We start from the raw sequence: 19,493 nt of genomic DNA on the forward strand, positions 1-19,493 counted from the left end.
GGCCGGAGAGAACTCTTGAATACGATGACGATCGCGCCTTCCTCGCCGTCGACCGCCGCGCTCAAGCGCGAGCTGAAGGCCGCCGAGGCCCGCAAGCGCACGATGGCGCTGCTGCTGGTCGCGCCGCTCGCGATTTTCCTGCTGCTGATTTTCGTCGTGCCGATCGGCACGCTGCTCACGCGCGCGGTGCAGAACCCGGAGATCGCGACTGCCTTGCCGAACACGGTCGCCGCGTTGTCGGGATGGGACCGCAAGACGCCGCCGGCGGACGCCGCCTATGTCGCGCTCGCGGCCGACATGACGAAGGTGGCCGACAGCGAGGCGATGGGCGCGCTCGCGCGGCGCCTGAACACCGAGATTCCCGGCTATCGCTCGCTCGTCGCGAAGACGGCCCGCGCGATGCCGCTGAAGGGCGACAATGACGCGGCGCTGACGCCCGCGCAGACGCGCGCCAAATTCATCGACCTCGATGCACGCTGGGGCGACGTCGCGTACTGGCAGTCGATCGCGAAGAACGGCAGCCAGGTGTCGCCGTTCTACCTGCTCGCCGCGCTCGATCACAAGCAGGACGGCTTCGGCCACATCGTGCAGGCCGATCCCGACCAGTCGATCTACCTCGCGATCTTCGGACGCACGTTCGTGATCGGCGTGGCCGTCACGCTGTTCGCGCTGCTGCTCGGCTATCCGCTCGCGTACTGGATCTCGACGCTGTCGGAGCGTCGCGCGAACCTCGTGATGATCCTCGTGCTGATTCCGTTCTGGACGTCGGTGCTCGTGCGCGTCGCCGCGTGGATCGTGCTGCTGCAGAGCGAAGGGCTCATCAACACGGCGCTGATCGGCAGCGGGCTGATCTCGCATCCGCTCTCGCTGCTGTTCAACCGCGTCGGCGTGTACATCTCGATGACGCACATCCTGCTGCCGTTCATGATCCTGCCGCTCTACAGCGTGATGAAGTCGATTCCGCCGACCTACCAGCGCGCGGCCGTGTCGCTCGGCAGCCATCCGTTCGCCGCGTTCTGGCGCGTATACGTGCCGCAGACCTATCCGGGCGTCGGCGCGGGCGCATTGCTGGTGTTCATCCTCGCGATCGGCTACTACATCACGCCCGCGCTGCTCGGCGGGCCGAACGACCAGATGGTCAGCTATTACGTCGCGTACTTCACCAACGTGACGATCAACTGGGGCATGGCGTGTGCGCTCGGCGGGCTCCTGCTCGCGGCGACGCTCGTGCTGTATGCGGTATACGGGCGCTTCACGCGCACCAACGTGAGCCTCGGCTGAGCGCCGGGCACAGGGAAACGGGAAGGGGATGCCGACCATGAAACTCGCCAGGCCGCTGTTCGCGCCGCACATGTCGTTCGTCGAGCGCGCGTGGTACGTCGCATTGCGCGTGCTCGTCGTGCTGACGCTGCTGTACCTGATCCTGCCGGTGCTCGCGATCGTGCCGCTGTCGTTCTCGTCGAGCACGTTCCTCGTGTATCCGATTCCGGGTTTCTCGCTGCGCTGGTACGAGAACCTGATCGCATCCGACGAGTGGCGCATGGCCGCGAAGAACAGCTTCATCGTCGCGCCGTCGGCGACCGTCGTCGCGACCGTGCTCGGTACGCTCGCGGCCATCGGCCTGACGAAGGCCGACTTCCGCGGCAAGGGGCTGCTGATGGCCGTGCTGCTGTCGCCGATGATCGTGCCCGTCGTCGTGGTTGGCGTCGGCATGTACCTGTTCTTCGCGCCGCTCGGGCTCGCGAATACCTACACGGGGCTGATCGCCGCGCACGCAGCGCTCGGCGTGCCGTTCGTCGTGACGACGGTGGCCGCGACGCTTCAGGGCTTCAACCAGAACCTCGTACGGGCGAGCCTGTCGCTCGGCGCGAACCCGGTCACGACGTTCTTCCGCGTGACGCTGCCGGTGATCGCGCCGGGCGTGATGTCGGGTGCGCTGTTCGCCTTCGCGACGTCGTTCGACGAAGTGGTCGTCACGCTGTTCCTCGCGGGCGCGGACCAGACGACGCTGCCGCGCCAGATGTTCACGGGCATCCGCGAGAACATCAGCCCGACGATCGCGGCGCTCGCCACGATCCTGATCATTTTCTCGACGAGCCTGCTGCTCGCGCTCGAATGGCTGCGCGGCCGCAATGCGCGGCGTGCGGTGACCTGAAGCGGTAGCGCGACGGCGGCGCACGCGTGTCACGCATCGGCGCATTGCCGATGCTTGATGTCGCCGTCGGACGCGGCCGGGCCGGTCGCCGGCGCCGCACGACGAAGCTGGCCGCGAGCCCGGAAGGCCGCCCGGCAGCCGCCGGATCGTCGATCGTTGTGCGCATCGACGATGCCGCGCACAAGGCACGGTATCTCCCCAGCTTTCGTTTCGCTGACTGACATGGCGGCCGCCTGCAGGTTCGGTGCGGCTCTGCAACAATACGGATCGCGGCAACGCGCGCGCCGGTCTTGCCGTCCGGCACGCACGCCGCCGCGCCGCTCAATCCGCGACGCCGAGCGTCGCTCGTCAGCCGAGCCCAACTTGTCCGAAATCGCTTCCCCCGCCGGTGCGCACGAGCCGGCCGTCAACTGGCGCGCGATGTCCGCCGTGCTGCTGGCCGTCGCGCTCGCGACCCTCGACACCGCGATCGCGAACACCGCGCTGCCCGCGATCGCCGCCGACCTGCATGCGTCGCCGGCCGCGTCCGTGTGGATCATCAACGCGTACCAGCTCGCGATGGTCGCGACGCTGCTGCCGTTCGCGTCGCTCGGCGACATCGTCGGCCACAAGCGCGTGTATGTCGCCGGGCTGGCGGTGTTCACGCTGGCTTCGCTCGGTTGTTCGCTCGCGTCGACGCTGCCGATGCTGACGGCCGCGCGCATCGTGCAGGGCTTCGGCGCGAGCGCGATCATGAGCGTCAACGTCGCGCTGATCCGCGGCCTGTTTCCTGCGCACCGGCTCGGGCGGGGCGTCGGCTTCAACGCGCTCGTCGTCGGCGTGTCGTTCGCGGTGGGGCCGACGATCGCGTCGCTGATCCTGTCGGTGGCCGCGTGGCCGTGGCTGTTCGCGGTGAACGTCCCGCTCGGCGTGTTCGCGCTTGCGGTCGCGATTCCGTCGCTGCCGCAGACGGCGCGCGGCAAGCATGCGTTCGATCCGGTGGCCGCGCTGTTCAACGTGATCACGTTCGCGTCGCTGATCTTCGCGCTCGGCGAATTCGCGCAGCGCGGGCCGCTCCCGGTCGTGTTGGCGGCGGCCGCGGTGGCGTTCGTGTTCGGCTGGCTGCTGATCCGCCGTCAGGCCGGGCACCCTGCGCCGATGCTGCCGGTCGATCTGTTCCGCCGGCCCGTGTTCACGCTGTCCGCGCTGACCGCCGTATGCGCGTTCGCTGCGCAGGGGCTCGCGTTCGTGTCGCTGCCGTTCTATTTCGAAACCGTCCTGCATCGCAGTGCGGTTGAAACGGGGTTCCTGATGACGCCGTGGTCGGCGATCGTCGCGCTTGCCGCGCCGATCGCGGGGCGGCTGTCGGATCGTTATCCGCCCGGGCTGCTCGGCGCGATCGGCCTTGCATTGTTGAGCGCGGGCATGGTGTCGCTCGCCGCGCTGCCGGTGTCGCCGGGCGTCGTCGACATCGGCTGGCGGATGATGCTGTGCGGCGCGGGCTTTGGCTTCTTCCAGTCGCCGAACCTGAAAGCGCTGATGTCGAGCGCGCCGCCCGAACGCAGCGGCGGCGCGAGCGGGATCATCGCGACCGCGCGGCTGATCGGGCAGGCGACGGGCGCGGCGCTGGTTGCGCTGTCGTTCGGGATCGCGGGGCGCCACGGGCCGACGCTCGCGTTGATGCTCGGTGCGGGTTTCGCGGGCGCGGCGAGCGTCGCGAGCGGGCTGCGGCTGTTCGCGCCATCGCATCGGGCCGGCGCGCCGGTCGTGTCGGAGCCCGTGAAGGAGCCGGCGACGGAGTAGGGCACGGGATGCTCACCACCGGCGCGCGGCAGGCCATCGCCGCGCACCGGCCTTCACGCTTCGCTCAGAACCCGCCCGACTTGATCAGCTGGTTGAGGTTCGCGATGTTCAGGCTGCCGAAGCCGGTCGTCAGATCCCAGCCGGTGCCGGCCTTGTAGCCATACCCCTGATAGCCGTTGTTGCCCGACACGACGTCGTAGCGCACGAGCGACGAATGCGACGGAATGTCCGCATAGAAGTTGCCGGCCGGGAAGCCGAGACCCGTGCCGTTCGCCGCGAGCAGTCGTGCCCAGAAGCCCGTGAAGATCGGCGCGGCGAGGCTCGTGCCGCCGATCTGCTGCAACTGGCCGTAGTTGTAGATGTACGCGCCCGTGCTTTGCGCGGCATCGAACGCGACGTCCGGCAACCGGCGATTGCTGCCCGACTGCCACGACGGCGCGGGCAGGATCGTGCTGACGCCGCCGCCAGTCGCCCACAGCTTGCCGTTCGAATCGAGCCCTTCGTTCCACACCGTCTCGTTCGAGAACGCGCCGGACGACGTCGTGTAGAGCGTCGTGCCGCCGATCGCGAGCACGTGCGGCGACGAAGCCGGCCACGACACCGTGTAGTTCGAGCCGTCCGGATAGCCGCGGTTGTTGCACTCGTACACGCCTTCGTCGCCCGACGATACCGAGAACGTCTGGCCTTGCGCGGCTGCCGTCGTGAAGATCTGCTCCTCGGCGTCGAGCGTGCCGTCCGCGTCCGCATCGGTTTCGCACCAGCCGAGCGACACGTTGATCACCTTCGCGGTGTTGTCCGACACCGCACGGTTGAATGCCTGCGTGAGGCCCGTGTTGCCGGAGGCGTTCAGGTCCGCCATGTAGAACACCAGCTTGCCGACCTGGCCGCCGGCCGAGCCGACGATCGACTGGCTGTCGAGATCCCATTCGCCCTGTCCGTCCTGGTCGTCGCTGTAGCTGCCGCCGGTGCCGTTGGTCTTGACGGTCTGCGTCGACACCGTGCCGTAGCCGTTGCTCGACGTGAACTGCTTCAGATCCTGCAGCGTCTGCGATACGCCGCCGATCGTGATGATGCCGACGGTCACGCCGGCTGCGGTCGGCACGACGGTCGCGTTGTAGAGGCCCGGGAATTCCTTCGGATAGTGGCCCGTCGCCGTGCCGGCGGCGAGCGCCAGCGGCTTCGCCACGTTGCCGATGCGCAGCAGCGGCCGTGCGTGCGCGACACTTTGCAGCCCGAGCACCGAGCCGACGACGTCGCCGAGCGCACGCGGCACCTGCGCGGTCGACGTGTTGGCGAAGCCCGAGCGGCCCGCGTACTCGAAGTGCACGAGCGACGTGTTGAACGCGGCCTTCACCGTGCCAGCCGTGCCGCTGGCGGAGACCAGCAGCCGGTTCGGCGCGACTTCGACATTCGTGAAGCCGCTCTTGTGCAGATAGTCGACGACCGACTGCACCTGCGCATCGGTCGGCGCGTAGTTCGCTAAGAACTGCTCATGCGTCAGGTACTGGCGGTAATGCGCGCTGCCGGGCCGGTTCACGTCGCGCGCCAGCTGCTTGAGCTGCGCGGCGTTGCGCAGCTTCAGGCTGACGACGACGTTGGTCGTCTCACCGGCCGCGAGTTCGAGCGATGGCGCCGCACTGCGCGCCATCAACTGCGGGCCGGTCAGAAAGGCCTTCGTATGAGTATCGACCCAATCCGTCGCCGCGTGCGCCGTTGCGGCGGCGAACACGAGCGGTGCCACGCACGCGAGGCGGCGGGGCGACGGAAGGGGAAGGGCAAACCAGGCGTTCCTTTTCATCGGGAGTCCTTTTTAGGAGAGGCGACGTTACTGGAACCCCCGGCCCTTGTGGGGCCGCGAGCGGTGACGAGCGTAGGGCGTCGGTGCGCATCGGGTAGCTGCCATTTTCCATAGCTGTCAGTTCTGACAACGGGGGCGCATGAGTGCGCGCACGGCGTCGTACATGCCGACAAGGGCGAGCCCGAAGGCCGGAACCGGTTCGCGGTACGACGGTGCGGCGACGCGCGTCGCTCACACGCACGAGTCGTTCGTTGCAGCGTTGGAATGTGCGCGTTCGTGGAGGGGAGGGCCGCGTGGATGCATGACGTTTGCGTGTCAATGACCGAGCGCCGTATCGCACTATGTGGTCATTGGAAGCCACTCGTCAGGAACGGCTTCGCGCAGGCACAAGAACGGGGCCGGCCGAACCCGAACGTTTCCCGAACTGTGGAACAGCGCATCGGCCAGTCTTGCAGGCTGCTTTCGGATCGTGTGCCGCAATTGCGGATTAGAGGAAATGTTCGAATCGGGCGCCGACGCGAGCCGCTGCGACGCACGCGCCGGTCGCGCACGATCGAACGATGTCGTTCGCGAAATTCCGCCTTGACGCGCGCCGATTAGCGGATATCCTTCAATCCATAACCAACCGGTTATGGATTTTGGACGATATGCAAAACGCTCACGACACGCTGTTCCGGACACTCGCCGATCCCACGCGCCGTGCGCTCTTCGAGCGGCTGTGCGCGGAGGGCGAGCTGACGGTTGCCGCGCTGACCGCCCACGCGGGCGTATCGCAGCCGGCCGTGTCGAAGCACCTTGGCGTACTGAAGCAGGCCGGGCTCGTGAACGACCGTCACGAAGGCCGGCAGACGCACTACAGCGCGCAGCCACAGGCGCTGGCCCCGTTGATCGACTGGACGAGCCAGATGGCAGGCTTCTGGCAGAGCCGGTTCGATGCCCTCGAAGATCTGCTCAAAAGGATGGATCAGTAATGAACCAAGCCTCTACCGAAACGCGCTCCGTCGTCGTCGACCGGGAGCTGCCGCATCCGCCGGAGAAGATCTGGCGCGCGCTCACGCAACCGCACCTGATCGAGGCGTGGCTGATGAAGAGTGACTTCGAGCCCGTCGCGGGCCGTGCGTTCAGCTTTCGCGCGGACTGGGGCTCGGTCGACTGTACGGTGCTGGCGATCGAGCCGCACCGCACGCTGTCCTATACGTGGGCGGCCCACGGCCTTGAAAGCGTCGTGACGTGGACGCTCACGCCGACGCCGGCCGGCACGCACCTGCGCATGGAACAGGTCGGCTTCCGCGCGGATCAGGAGCAGGCGTACCGCGGTGCGCAGCACGGCTGGGTACGGTTCTTCGAATCGCTCGAACAGGTGCTGTCGCGCCCCGACGCGCAAACGGAGACCCGCGCATGAGCTCAACGGACCTCACGCCGTCCGAGCGCATCGATGCGCTGATTGCAGGCATCGTCGACTGGCGCGGCAAGACGTTCGCCGAGCTCCGCCAGACGATTCTCGCGGCGGACGAAGGCATCGTCGAGGAATGGAAGTGGATGGGCAGCCCCGTGTGGTCGTGCGACGGGATGATCGCGGTCGCGAACGCGCACAAGGGCAAGGTGAAGCTGACCTTCATGCACGGCGCGAAATTGCCCGATCCCGGCCAGCTGTTCAACGACGGTCTCGAAGGCAATGCGCGGCGCGCGATCGATTTCTTCGAAGGCGACAAGATCGACAAGCGGGCGTTGAAAAACCTCGTGCGCGCGGCGATCGAATACAACCGCACGCATCTGAAGAAGAACGCGCGATCGGGTTCCTCGGCGGGCGCGAAGGTGCGAAGCAGCAAGGCGGCGTGACGCGCGAGCCGGATACCGGCCGGTGACGTTCGGCGAGAGCGGGGCGCTGCCGCGCGGTCGGCGCTACGCCGCGCGCCAACCGAGCGGCAGGCGAAAAAAAGCCCGACACGAGGTCGGGCATCCAAATCGGCCGCAACCGCCCGCGAGGCGGCTGCGGCACCTGCAAATGGCTGCTTGCTTACGCTGCGAGCAGCGAGCGCAGCACGAACGGCAGGATCCCGCCGTGCTTGTAGTAGTCGACTTCGATCGGCGTATCGATGCGCAGCAGCACCGGCACGCGCTGCGTTTCGCCGTTCTTGCGATGGATCACGAGCGTGACGTCCTGCTGCGGCTTGAAGTCGTCGCCGAGGCCTTCGATGTCGTACGTCTCTTCGCCGGTGATGCCGAGCGACTGCACGCTGTCCGCGCCCTTGAACTGCAGCGGCAGCACGCCCATGCCGACTAGGTTCGAGCGGTGGATGCGCTCGAAGCTGCGTGCGATCACGGCCTTCACGCCGAGCAGTTGCGTGCCCTTCGCGGCCCAGTCGCGCGACGAGCCCGTGCCGTACTCTTCGCCCGCGAACACGACGGTCGGCGTGCCGGCTGCGACGTACTGCATCGCTGCGTCGTAGATCGACTGCTGTTCGCCGCTCGGCTGGTGGATCGTCAGGCCGCCTTCGACGCGCGTGCCGTCCGCCTTCGGCGGGATCATCAGGTTCTTGATCCGGACGTTCGCGAACGTGCCGCGCATCATCACGTCGTGGTTGCCGCGGCGCGAGCCGTAGCTGTTGAAGTCGGCCTTCTGCACGCCGTTTTCCTTCAGCCACTTGCCTGCCGGCGAGTCTTCCTTGATCGAGCCTGCCGGGCTGATGTGGTCGGTCGTGACCGAGTCGCCGAAGATGCCCAGCGCGCGCGCGCCCTTGACCGTCGGGATCGATGCAGCCGGTTCCATCGAGAAGTCGTTGCCGAAGAACGGCGGCTCGGCGATGTACGTCGACTTCGGCCAGTCGTAGACCTCGCCCGATTCGCCCTCGATCTTGCTCCAGAGGTCGCCTTTCTTGGTCAGCTTCGAGTAGTTGTCCTCGAACTTCTTCGGATCGAGCGCGAACTTGAGCAGCGCGTGGATTTCTTCGCTCGTCGGCCAGATGTCGCCGAGGTAGATGTCGCGGCCGCCCTTGCCCTTGCCGACCGGCTCGGTCATCAGGTCGCGCGTGATGTTGCCGGCGATCGCGTACGCGACGACGAGCGGCGGCGACGCGAGGAAGTTCGCGCGGATGTTCGGGTGGATACGCGCTTCGAAGTTACGGTTGCCGGACAGCACGGCCGCCGCGACGATGTCGTTCTTCGTGATTGCTTCGTTCAGTTCCGGCGTCAGGTCGCCCGCGTTGCCGATACAGGTCGTGCAGCCGTACGCCGCGACTTCGAAGCCGAGCTTCGACAGGTAGGGCAGCAGGCCCGTCTTCGTCAGGTACTCGGTGACGATGCGCGATCCCGGCGCGAGCGACGTCTTGATCTTCGGATCGACCGTGAGGCCGGCCTCGACCGCCTTCTTCGCGAGCAGGCCGGCGGCCAGCAGCACGCTCGGGTTCGACGTGTTCGTGCACGACGTGATCGCGGCGATCAGCACGTCGCCGTTCTTCACGTCGACGCCGTTGCTCGTCGTGTATTGCGTGTTGAGGTCTTCCGCCTTCTTCGCGAAGCCGTTTTCCGCGACCGGCTTCGAGAACAGGTCGGTGAACGTCGACTTGACGTGACCGATCTCGATGCGGTCCTGCGGGCGCTTCGGGCCGGCCAGCGACGGGGCGACCGTCGCGAGGTCGAGCATCACCGTCTTCGTGTAGTCGATGTCGCCGGCCTTCGGGATGCCGAACAGGTTCTGCGCCTTGAAGTAGTTTTCGAACGCGGCGATTTCGGCCTTCGTGCGGCCCGTGCCTTCGAAGTAGTCGATCGTCTTTTCGTCGACCGGGAAGAAGCCCATCGTCGCGCCGTATTCCGGCGCCATGTTGCCGATCGTCGCGCGGTCCGGCAGCGACAGCGAGCGCGTGCCTTCGCCGAAGAATTCGACGAACTTGCCGACGACCTTCTCCTTGCGCAGCATTTCGGTGATCGTCAGCACCAGGTCGGTGGCCGTCACGCCTTCGCGCAGCTTGCCCTTCAGCTCGACACCGACGACGTCCGGCGTCAGGAAGTACACCGGCTGGCCGAGCATACCCGCTTCCGCCTCGATGCCGCCCACGCCCCAGCCGACCACGCCGATGCCGTTGATCATCGTCGTGTGGCTGTCCGTGCCGACGAGAGTATCCGGGTAGTACACGGTGTCGGCGCCGTCCGTCTTCTTGTGGACGCCGCGCGCGAGGTATTCGAGGTTCACCTGGTGGACGATGCCCACGCCCGGCGGCACGACCTTGAACGTGTCGAACGCCTGCATGCCCCACTTCATGAACTGGTAGCGCTCGTTGTTGCGCTGGAATTCCAGCTTCATGTTCAGGTCGAGCGCGTCCTTCTGGCGGAAGTAGTCGATCTGGACCGAGTGATCGACGACGAGATCGACCGGGACCAGCGGTTCGATCTTCTTCGGGTTCTTGCCCGTACGCTCGGCGACGCCGCGCATGGCCGCGATGTCGGCGAGCAGCGGCACGCCCGTGAAATCCTGCAGCACGACGCGCGACACGACGAACGGAATCTCGTCGACGCGCTTCGCGGTCGGCTTCCAGTTCGCGAGCTGCTCGATGTGCTCTTCGGTGATCTTCTTGCCGTCGTAGTTGCGCAGCACGGACTCGAGCACGATGCGGATCGACACCGGCAGGCGTTCGATCTTCGTCTTCAGTTCCTTGCCGAGCTGCGGCAGCGAGTAGAACTTGCCTTTGCCGGAACCGCTGTCGAATTCCTTGAGGGTCTTGTGGAGATTGTGGGCCATGGTGATTTTCCTGGGTTTAAGGCTAGGAAACAAAGAGTCCTGTAGATGACGGCTATATCACATACAAGTCGACGTACTCATCGACCGGCATCGCTTCGAGCTTTGCCTGGTCCAGCGACACGTCGAGAATCGCTTGTTGCTGCTTGGCCGGAAAGCGGCGGGCGAGGTTGGTCCTGAACTTCTCGACCAGGAGCGGAACGCCTTCGGCGCGGCGCCGCCGGTGGCCGAGCGGATACTCGACCGCCACTTCGGCAAGCTTCGATCCGTCCGTGAACGCGATCGTCAGCGCATTCGCGATCGATCGCTTGTCCGGATCGTGGTAATCCTTCGTGAACTGCGGATCCTCGACGCACACGGTTTTCGCGCGCAGCGCGTCGATGCGCGGGTCCGCCGCGGCCGAGTCTTCGTAGTCGGCTGCCGTCAGCCGGCCGAACAGCAGCGGCACGGCGACCATGTACTGGATGCAGTGGTCGCGGTCGGCCGGATTGGCGAGCGGGCCCTGCTTGTCGATGATGCGGATCGCGGCCGCGTGCGTGCGGATCGTGATCCGGCTGATGTCGTCGGTGGTGCGGCCCGCCGCGGCGAGCTGCGCGTGCAGCTGCAGCGCGGCCTCGGCGGCCGTCTGCGCATGGAATTCGGCGGGGAATGCGATCTTGAACAGCACGTTTTCCATCACGTACGTGCCGTACGGGCGCTGGAAGCGGAACGGCTTGCCGTCGAACAGCACGTCGTAGAAGCCCCAGGTTTTGGCGGTGAGCGCCGACGGATAGCCCATTTCACCCGTTTTCGCGATCAGCGCGAGGCGCACCGCGCGGGACGTCGCGTCGCCGGCCGCCCACGATTTGCGCGAACCGGTGTTCGGCGCATGGCGGTAGGTACGCAGCGCGTGGCCGTCGACGAATGCGTTGGAGACCGCGTTGATCAGCTCGTCGCGCGTGAGCCCGAGCAGGCGCCCGACGACGGCCGTCGATGCGACCTTCACGAGCAGCACGTGGTCGAGCCCGACCGCGTTGAACGAATTCTCGAGAGCGAGGCAGCCCTGGATCTCGTGGGCCTGGATCATCGCGACCAGCACGTCGCGCATCGCGAGCGGCTTCCGGCCGGCCGCGCGGGCCGTGCGGGAGAGCCAGTCTGCCGTCGCCAGGATCCCGCCGAGGTTGTCGGACGGATGACCCCATTCGGCGGCGAGCCAGGTGTCGTTGAAGTCCAGCCAGCGGATCATCGCGCCGATGCCGAACGCGGCCTGGACGGGATCCAGCTGGAAGGACGTGCCCGGCACCTTCGCGCCGTTCGGCACGATCGTGCCGGGCACGACGGGGCCGAGCAGCTTGGTGCAGGCAGGGTAGGACAGCGCCTCGAGTCCGCATCCGAGCGTGTCGATCAGGCAATGACGCGCCGTCTCCAGCGCGAGCGCGCTGTCGATGCCGGTGTTCAGCACGTAGTCGACGATGTCGACGAGTACCGAATCCGGCGCGGGGCGGACGTTGGAGACCGGGGCGGACATCGAGGGGCCGGGAGGACGCTTAGTTCGCGGCCGGCTTCAGCTCGTTCGACTGCGTCGGCGCTGCGTTGCCCTGTGCCATTTCCGGCGTCACGCATTCGTCCGCGAGACGCTCGCCGCCGTTCGCGTCGGAGAACAGCATCGCCTTGGTCGGAATCACGACCAGCTTGAAGCCGGCTGCCGGATCGTAGAACGTGTCGGCGCCCGTCGTCGTGGCCTGACGCGGCAGCTTGTAGTTCTTCTTCGCCCAGTGAACCGTGACGACCTGGTCGCGCTTCATGTCGCCGGCGAGGTCGAACGACAGACCTTCCTTACAGGACCACTTGACCGCGCCGTCCGGTACCGGATCGACCTTGGCGGCTGCGCGCGCCTGCGCCTTCTTGCTGCGCGGGATGATGCGCTTGGCCGGCGCCGGGCGCTTGGCCGTGGCCTTCTTCGCGGTCGTGGTGGCCGTACCCTGGGCAAACGCGCTCGGAGCCGACACCAGCATCGTGGCGGACAAGGCGCCGATGGCGGTAGCGATCAGGAGTTTCTTCATGGAGTCAGAACCTTTCGATAATCAGTTGACAAGGGCCGGCAATCGAAACTGCCGGCCGGTTTGAAACTGCACGCGCCCCGAAAGCGCGCAGCGGCCGCTATTTTCACCTATTTGGCCGCGCATATATCAGGTTTTCGGGCTCCGTTACGTTTTTTGTCGTTTCGCAAACCTCTGTCCGGCTTGCGTCCCGGCGAATGCATGAAACGCGTGTATCGGCCGGCGGCGCGCCCTCAAGGCGCGGCGCCCGCGGCGGCCGGGCCGAACAGCGGCGCGGCCTCTCCCGGTACGGGCTGGCCGGTGGCGCGCGCACGGCGCAGCACCGACCAGTAATAACGGTAACTCGCGCGATCGTGCAGCGTATCACCGTGGCGCGTCGGGCCCCAGTCGGCAGCTTGCGCGGCGAGCAGGATCTCGGCGGCCAGCGTGACTTCGTCGGTGCGCGGCGCGAAGGCGTCGACGATCGGGCGGATCTGCGCGGGATGGATGCTCCACATCCGCGTGAAGGCGAATTCGTCGCGCGCGCGGCGAGCATCGCCGGCGACGACGCTCATGTCGCGCACCTCGGTCGTCACGTTGTGCGACGGCGTCTTGCCGTGCGCATGACAGGCCGCGGCGATTTCCAGCTTCGCGCGGCGCACGAGCGGGTGGTCGAACTGGCCGGGCGAGCGCATCGCGGAATCGGGGATCGCGCCATGGTGCGCGGAGACGAAATCCATCAGCCCGAAGCTCAGCGTGCCGACCGTCGGCAGCGCGGCGAGAGCGGCCGCCTGCGCGAGCGCGCCGTGCGTCTCGATCAGCACGTCGACCGGGATCGGCTGCGCGATGCCGAGTTCGCGGCGTGTGCCTTCGATGAACGCGGTCATTTCGGCCGCGTCGGCGGCGTTCGCGATCTTCGGCAGCGTGACGTAGGCGGGTGCGCGTGACGCACGCAGCACGATGCGCACGTCGTCGCGCCAGTGCGGGTGGGAAAAGTCGTGGATACGGACGCCGACGCGGCCGAAGCGGTTCTCGGCGCTGCCGAGCAGATCGGCGACGAGCGCCGCGTGGGCGGCTTCCTGGCCGACGGCCGCGCCGTCCTCGCAGTCGAGCGTGAGGTCGAACACGGGGCCCAGCTCGGCCTGCAGCGCGAGCGACTTGCGCATCAGCTTCTCGCTGCCCGCGTAGTGATCGCAGCAGGGCAGGATCGCGGGCGGGGACGCCCCGTCGTACAGCACTTGTGCAGGAGTGAGCGCGGCCATCTCGTCTACGTCAGGGGAGCGGGTCAACGTGGAGAAAATCGGATTCGGGCAGGTTCTGGGCCGGTGCGCGGCGGGCGCGGGGCGGCAAAACGTGCGCGGATCGGATCGGCCGGCACGGGCCGGCGGCGTGCCGGCCCGTGCCGAAGCCAGGCGCCCCGAAGGCCGCCCGGCGCGATGCGTGATGCTTAGTTCTTCAGCAGGTGGGCGACGCCATCGCGCTCTTCGAGCAGCTCGGCCAGCGTGCCGTCCATCTTCTCGCGCGAGAACGCGTCGATTTCCAGGCCTTCGACGCGCTTGTATTCGCCGTTTTCGCAGGTGACCGGCACGCCGTAGATGATGTCTTCGGGGATGCCGTACGAGCCGTCCGACGGGATGCCCATCGTGACCCACTTGCCGTTCGTGCCGAGCACCCAGTCACGGACGTGGTCGATCGCCGCGTTGGCTGCCGACGCCGCCGACGACAGGCCGCGCGCTTCGATGATCGCCGCGCCGCGCTTGCCGACGGTCGGGATGAACGTGTCGCGGTTCCACACGTCGTCGTTGATCAGCTTCAGCAGCGATTCGCCTTCGGCGGTCGCGAAGCGGAAATCCGGGTACATCGTCGGCGAGTGGTTACCCCACACGGCGAGCTTCTCGATCGACGCGACCGGCTTGCCCGACTTGGCGGCGAGCTGCGACAGCGCGCGGTTGTGGTCGAGGCGCAGCATGGCCGTGAAGTTCTTCTTCGGCAGATCCGGCGCCGACTTCATCGCGATGTACGCGTTCGTGTTCGCCGGGTTGCCGACGACCAGCACCTTCACGTCGCGGCTCGCGACTTCGTTCAGCGCAGCGCCCTGAACCGTGAAGATTTCGGCGTTCGCCGACAGCAGGTCCTTGCGCTCCATGCCCTTCGAGCGCGGACGTGCACCGACCAGCAGCGCGACGTCTGCATCCTTGAATGCAACCTTCGGATCGTCGGTGATCACGACGCCGGCGAGCAGCGGGAACGCGCAGTCGTCGAGTTCCATCACGACGCCCTTGACGGCGCCTTGGGCTTGCGGGAGGTCGAGCAGTTGCAGGATGACCGGCTGGTCCTTGCCGAGCAGGTCGCCGTTCGCGATGCGGAACAGCAGGGAGTAAGCGATTTGACCTGCGGCGCCGGTGACGGCAACGCGCTTTGCGGGCTTAGCCATTGAAAATCTCCAGGACGGGTGAAGCGTTGGACGCGAGCGAAAACGCCATTCTATGCGCGTTGTGCGTAGCGTTGCATTGAAGCAGGGCGGAGGACTCGCGATGGCAGACGCGGTGAACCTGGAGACGGCCGTGGCACGTAGCCGGGGACGCGCTGTTGCACCCGCGAACCCTTGCTCGACCGGGAGTGTAGGAGCCGTCAGGCGCAAAGTCAAACGGTATCATATGTCTTATATAAGACAGATGTTTTGCGGAAATTGAGTGGACGAAAAAGTGCGGTTTGTGATGAAATGCGCGCCATGACATCGAACCAGGCGAACACCGCGAATCAGACCGGCGCAGGCGGCCCAGGGCAGCCGGGCGCGGGCGATCCCGCAGCCTCGCCCGCGGCCTCCGCGTCGCCGACGTTCAGCCCGTTATACCAGCAGATCAAGTCATTGATCACGCAAAGTCTCGAATCCGGCGAATGGAAGCCGGGCGAGATCATCCCCAGCGAAGTGGAGCTCGCGGCCCGTTACAAGGTCAGCCAGGGCACCGTGCGCAAGGCGATCGACGAACTGGCCGCCGAAAACCTCGTGGTCCGGCGGCAGGGCAAGGGCACTTTTGTTGCAACGCACAACGAAGATCGCGCGCAGTTCCGCTTTCTGCGTCTGCTGGCCGACGACGGCGCCGAGCACCCGCACGTGAGCCGCCTGCTCGAATGCCGGCGCCTGCGTGCGCCGGCGGAGATCGCGCGGCAGCTCGACCTGAAGCCCGCCGATCCCGTCGTGCAGGTGCGCCGCCTGCTGGAATTCGACAGCGAAGTGACGGTGCTCGACGAGATCTGGCTGCCGGGCGCGATGTTCCGCGGCCTCACGTTCGAGCGGCTGAGCGAGTACAAGGGGCCGCTCTACGCGATGTTCGAGACGGAGTTCGGTACGCGGATGATCCGCGCGACGGAGAAGATCCGCGCGGTGGCGGCCGACCCGGCGGTGGCCGACCTGCTGCACGTGCCGGCGGGGTTCCCGTTGCTGTCGGTCGAGCGCGTGTCCTATACGTACGGGGACCGGCCGGTGGAAGTGCGTCGGGGCTGGTATGTCACAACCGGGTATTACTATCAGAATGACTTGAGCTGACGACGTTTGGCTCAGCCGCGTGCATTCGCGTTTCCCACGCTCGCGAAGCACGTTTCGGGCCGCCTTTGTTCTTGTTCGCGCAATTATCCAGAGCAGACTTTCGCTGCAGCGCGATATAAAAAGGCGCTAAAATCGCGGATTAGTGTGACAACATAGTAGGGGTCTAGCATGACTGACGCAGTAAGAAAGCCGAGGCCGGAATACCGGAACATCGGAATCGGCGACATCACGTTGAAATATCGCATGCCGCTGGCCGCGATATTGTCGATTCTCCATCGTATCAGCGGCGCGCTGCTGTTCCTGTTCCTGCCGTTCCTGCTGTTCCTCTTCGACCAGAGCCTCACCTCCGAGCTCAGCTTCGAAGTCTTCAAGGCTTTCCTCTCCAACATCGTCGTCAAGCTGATCGTCCTCGCGTTGTCGTGGGCCTTCTTCCACCATTTCTGCGCCGGCATTCGCCACCTGCTGATGGACGTCAACCACGACGCCGTCACGAAGGAAGGCGGCAAGCGGACGGCAGTCGTCGTCTTTGTCGTCTCGATCGCGCTGACGATCGCCATGGCACTCAAACTGTTCGGAGCATTCTAAGAAAATGGCAGCCAACAACCGAATCGGCTCGAAGCGCCTCGTCGTCGGCGCACACTACGGCCTGCGCGACTGGCTCGCGCAGCGCGTCACCGCCACGATCATGGCGGTCTACACGGTCATTCTGCTCGTCCTGTTCTTCGGCGCGCACGATTTCTCGTACGAAGGCTGGGCATCGATCTTCGCCGCGCAATGGATGAAGCTCGCGACCTTCGTGATGCTGCTTTCCCTCTTCTACCACGCATGGGTCGGCGTGCGCGACATCTGGATGGACTACGTGAAGCCCGTCGGTGTGCGCCTGCTGCTGCAATCGCTGACCATCGTCTGGCTGCTCGCATGTGCGGGCTACGCCGCGCAGATTCTCTGGAGAGTGTAAAGAATGGCTGCAATCAAAACTTCCCTCCCGCGCCGCAAGTTTGACGTCGTGATCGTCGGCGCAGGCGGCTCCGGCTTGCGCGCAGCGCTGCAACTGTCGCGCGCGGGCCTGTCGGTCGGCGTGCTGTCGAAGGTGTTCCCGACGCGTTCGCACACGGTGGCCGCGCAGGGCGGTATCGGCGCGTCGCTCGGCAACATGAGCGAAGACAACTGGCACTACCACTTCTACGACACGATCAAGGGCTCCGACTGGCTCGGCGACCAGGACGCGATCGAGTTCATGTGCCGTGAAGCGCCGAACGTCGTGTACGAACTCGAGCACTTCGGCATGCCTTTCGACCGCAACGCGGACGGCACGATCTACCAGCGCCCGTTCGGCGGCCATACCGCGAACTACGGCGAGAAGCCGGTCCAGCGCGCTTGCGCGGCCGCCGACCGTACCGGTCACGCGCTGCTGCACACGCTGTACCAGCAGAACGTCGAAGCGAAGACGCAGTTCTTCGTCGAATGGATGGCGCTTGACCTGATCCGCGACGCGGACGGCGACGTGCTCGGCGTGACGGCCCTCGAGATGGAGACGGGCGACGTCTACATCATGGAAGGCAAGACCACGCTGTTCGCGACGGGCGGTGCAGGCCGAATCTTCGCGGCATCGACCAACGCGTTCATCAACACCGGCGACGGCCTCGGCATGGCGGCGCGCTCGGGCATCGCGCTGCAGGACATGGAGTTCTGGCAGTTTCACCCGACCGGCGTGGCCGGCGCGGGCGTGCTGATCACCGAAGGCGTGCGCGGCGAAGGCGGTATCCTGCGCAACGCGAACGGCGAGCGCTTCATGGAGCGCTACGCGCCGACGCTGAAGGATCTGGCGCCGCGTGACTTCGTGTCGCGTTCGATGGACCAGGAAATCAAGGAAGGTCGCGGCGTCGGTCCGAACAAGGATCACGTGCTGCTCGACCTGTCGCACATCGGCGCCGAGACGATCATGAAGCGTCTGCCGTCGATCCGCGAAATCGCGCTGAAGTTCGCGAACGTCGACGCGATCAAGGAACCGATCCCGGTCGTCCCGACGATCCACTACCAGATGGGCGGCATCCCGACCAACATCCACGGTCAGGTCGTCGGCACGTCGCGCGATCACAAGGAGCCGGTCAACGGCTTCTACGCAGTGGGCGAATGCTCGTGCGTGTCGGTGCACGGCGCGAACCGTCTCGGCACGAACTCGCTGCTGGACCTCGTGGTGTTCGGCCGTGCGGCCGGCAACCACATCGTCGAGCACGTGAAGAACCAGAAGGAACACAAGCCGCTGCCGGCTGACGCAGGCGAATTCTCGCTGGCGCGCCTGGCGAAGCTCGAGAAGTCGAGCTCGGGCGAGTACACGCAGGACGTCGCGAACGACATCCGCGCGACGATGCAGAAGCATGCAGGCGTGTTCCGTACGTCGGCGCTGCTGAAGGAAGGCGTCGATCAGATGGCCGACCTGAAGGCGCGCGTGGAAAACATCCACCTGAAGGACAAGTCGAAGGTGTTCAACACCGCGCGCGTCGAAGCGCTCGAGCTGGAGAACCTGATCGAAGTGGCCCGCGCCACGATGGTGTCGGCCGAAGCGCGCAAGGAAAGCCGTGGTGCACACGCACACAGCGACTACGAACACCGCGACGACGACAACTGGCTGCGCCACACGCTGTGGTACAGCGAAGGCGATCGCCTCGACTACAAGCCGGTTCAAATGAAGCCGCTGACGGTCGAATCCGTGCCGCCGAAGCCGCGCACGTTCTAAGCCGAGTCAAAGGAATCCGAAATGGCAAAACGCATTTTTGAAGTCTACCGCTACGATCCGGACAAGGACGCAGCGCCGCGCATGCAGACGTACGAGCTCGAGATCCAGCATGAGCGCATGCTGCTCGACGCGCTGGTCAAGCTGAAGGCACTGGACGAGACGCTGTCGTTCCGCCGTTCGTGCCGTGAAGGCGTGTGCGGTTCGGACGCGATGAACATCAACGGCAAGAACGGTCTCGCGTGCCTGACGAACCTGAACGACCTGCCGCAGAAGATCGTGCTGCGTCCGCTGCCGGGCCTGCCGGTCGTGCGCGACCTGATCGTCGACATGACGCACTTCTTCAACCAGTACCACTCGATCAAGCCGTACCTGATCAACGACGCGCCGCCGCCGGAGAAGGAACGCCTCCAGTCGCCGGAAGAGCGCGACGAGCTCGACGGCGTGTACGAGTGCATTCTGTGCGCGAGCTGCTCGACGTCGTGCCCGAGCTTCTGGTGGAACCCGGACAAGTTCGTCGGCCCGGCCGGCCTGCTGCAGGCTTACCGCTTCATCGCGGATAGCCGCGACACCGCCACCGGCGAGCGTCTCGACAACCTGGAAGACCCGTACCGTCTGTTCCGTTGCCACACGATCATGAACTGCGTCGACGTTTGCCCGAAGGGCCTGAACCCGACGAAGGCGATCGGCAAGATCAAGGAACTGATGGTTCGCCGCGCGGTATAAA

At 66.1% G+C, this 19,493-nt stretch carries 18 protein-coding genes; 12 read left to right on the forward strand and 6 right to left on the reverse strand.

What is annotated here, in order from left to right:
• Positions 1-24 precede the first annotated feature (24 nt).
• From HWX07_RS29075 to HWX07_RS29090, 4 genes are all read left to right on the forward strand, one after another.
• Entirely contained in the window at positions 25-1,281 is a 1,257-nt protein-coding gene (locus HWX07_RS29075; RefSeq protein WP_175878793.1) for an ABC transporter permease, read from the forward strand.
• Between the two features lie 37 nt (positions 1,282-1,318).
• Entirely contained in the window at positions 1,319-2,155 is an 837-nt protein-coding gene (locus tag HWX07_RS29080; RefSeq protein ID WP_006479368.1) for an ABC transporter permease, read from the forward strand.
• A 26-nt stretch (positions 2,156-2,181) separates the two neighbouring features.
• Positions 2,182-2,376 carry a hypothetical protein gene (locus HWX07_RS29085; RefSeq protein WP_175807832.1) on the forward strand — a complete coding sequence of 65 codons (195 nt, stop codon included), beginning with the start codon at positions 2,182-2,184 and terminating at the stop codon, positions 2,374-2,376.
• Positions 2,377-2,518: 142 nt separating this feature from the next.
• Entirely contained in the window at positions 2,519-3,937 is a 1,419-nt protein-coding gene (locus HWX07_RS29090) for an MFS transporter (RefSeq protein WP_175878632.1), read from the forward strand.
• 64 nt (positions 3,938-4,001) lie between these two features.
• On the opposite strand, the gene HWX07_RS29095 is transcribed toward HWX07_RS29090, so the two are convergent.
• Positions 4,002-5,735, reverse strand: coding sequence for a S53 family peptidase (locus tag HWX07_RS29095; protein WP_175878633.1), 1,734 nt, complete (start codon positions 5,733-5,735; stop codon positions 4,002-4,004).
• A gap of 647 nt (positions 5,736-6,382) precedes the next feature.
• Here HWX07_RS29095 and HWX07_RS29100 point away from each other — a divergent pair.
• Genes HWX07_RS29100 through HWX07_RS29110 form a run of 3 tightly spaced genes read left to right on the forward strand, consistent with a single transcriptional unit; the run spans position 6,383 to position 7,574 of the window.
• On the forward strand, positions 6,383-6,706 hold the full coding sequence (locus tag HWX07_RS29100; protein WP_069230879.1) for a metalloregulator ArsR/SmtB family transcription factor: 324 nt from the start codon (positions 6,383-6,385) through the stop codon (positions 6,704-6,706).
• A complete protein-coding gene (locus tag HWX07_RS29105) occupies positions 6,706-7,137 on the forward strand; it encodes an SRPBCC domain-containing protein (protein ID WP_175807835.1) in 432 nt (143 codons plus the stop codon). Before HWX07_RS29100 ends, HWX07_RS29105 begins: the two co-directional genes overlap by 1 nt.
• The gene (locus tag HWX07_RS29110) at positions 7,134-7,574 is read left to right on the forward strand and encodes a DUF1801 domain-containing protein (protein ID WP_175878634.1); all 441 of its coding nucleotides are present in this window, start codon (positions 7,134-7,136) and stop codon (positions 7,572-7,574) included. The genes HWX07_RS29105 and HWX07_RS29110 overlap by 4 nt, the downstream gene beginning before the upstream one ends.
• A gap of 178 nt (positions 7,575-7,752) precedes the next feature.
• On the opposite strand, the gene acnA is transcribed toward HWX07_RS29110, so the two are convergent.
• The 5 genes from acnA to HWX07_RS29135 form a co-directional block, all read right to left on the reverse strand.
• Positions 7,753-10,470: an aconitate hydratase AcnA gene (gene acnA, locus HWX07_RS29115; RefSeq protein WP_175878635.1), complete on the reverse strand. Its 2,718-nt coding sequence runs from the start codon at positions 10,468-10,470 to the stop codon at positions 7,753-7,755.
• A 52-nt stretch (positions 10,471-10,522) separates the two neighbouring features.
• Positions 10,523-11,974, reverse strand: coding sequence for a bifunctional 2-methylcitrate dehydratase/aconitate hydratase (locus HWX07_RS29120; RefSeq protein WP_124632538.1), 1,452 nt, complete (start codon positions 11,972-11,974; stop codon positions 10,523-10,525).
• Positions 11,975-11,993: 19 nt separating this feature from the next.
• The gene (locus HWX07_RS29125; protein WP_027805661.1) at positions 11,994-12,509 is read right to left on the reverse strand and encodes a hypothetical protein; all 516 of its coding nucleotides are present in this window, start codon (positions 12,507-12,509) and stop codon (positions 11,994-11,996) included.
• Between the two features lie 230 nt (positions 12,510-12,739).
• A complete protein-coding gene (locus HWX07_RS29130) occupies positions 12,740-13,747 on the reverse strand; it encodes an aldolase/citrate lyase family protein (protein WP_175878794.1) in 1,008 nt (335 codons plus the stop codon).
• A gap of 185 nt (positions 13,748-13,932) precedes the next feature.
• Positions 13,933-14,919: a malate dehydrogenase gene (locus tag HWX07_RS29135; RefSeq protein ID WP_006479357.1), complete on the reverse strand. Its 987-nt coding sequence runs from the start codon at positions 14,917-14,919 to the stop codon at positions 13,933-13,935.
• 288 nt (positions 14,920-15,207) lie between these two features.
• Here HWX07_RS29135 and HWX07_RS29140 point away from each other — a divergent pair, with 288 nt between their 5' ends.
• The 5 genes from HWX07_RS29140 to HWX07_RS29160 all read left to right on the forward strand — a co-directional run bounded on the left by HWX07_RS29140 (position 15,208) and on the right by HWX07_RS29160 (position 19,492).
• Entirely contained in the window at positions 15,208-16,032 is an 825-nt protein-coding gene (locus HWX07_RS29140) for a GntR family transcriptional regulator (RefSeq protein WP_006479356.1), read from the forward strand.
• A gap of 168 nt (positions 16,033-16,200) precedes the next feature.
• Positions 16,201-16,617, forward strand: a complete 417-nt coding sequence (gene sdhC / locus HWX07_RS29145; protein WP_023474464.1) for a succinate dehydrogenase, cytochrome b556 subunit — start codon at positions 16,201-16,203, stop codon at positions 16,615-16,617.
• Between the two features lie 4 nt (positions 16,618-16,621).
• On the forward strand, positions 16,622-16,990 hold the full coding sequence (gene sdhD / locus HWX07_RS29150; protein ID WP_006487767.1) for a succinate dehydrogenase, hydrophobic membrane anchor protein: 369 nt from the start codon (positions 16,622-16,624) through the stop codon (positions 16,988-16,990).
• A 3-nt stretch (positions 16,991-16,993) separates the two neighbouring features.
• Positions 16,994-18,769: a succinate dehydrogenase flavoprotein subunit gene (gene sdhA / locus HWX07_RS29155; RefSeq protein ID WP_027805663.1), complete on the forward strand. Its 1,776-nt coding sequence runs from the start codon at positions 16,994-16,996 to the stop codon at positions 18,767-18,769.
• A 21-nt stretch (positions 18,770-18,790) separates the two neighbouring features.
• The gene (locus tag HWX07_RS29160) at positions 18,791-19,492 is read left to right on the forward strand and encodes a succinate dehydrogenase iron-sulfur subunit (RefSeq protein WP_006479352.1); all 702 of its coding nucleotides are present in this window, start codon (positions 18,791-18,793) and stop codon (positions 19,490-19,492) included.
• Position 19,493 lies beyond the last annotated feature (1 nt).

It is taken from the genome of Burkholderia sp. BCC0097, assembly GCF_902832985.1.
Lineage (GTDB): Bacteria > Pseudomonadota > Gammaproteobacteria > Burkholderiales > Burkholderiaceae > Burkholderia > Burkholderia orbicola.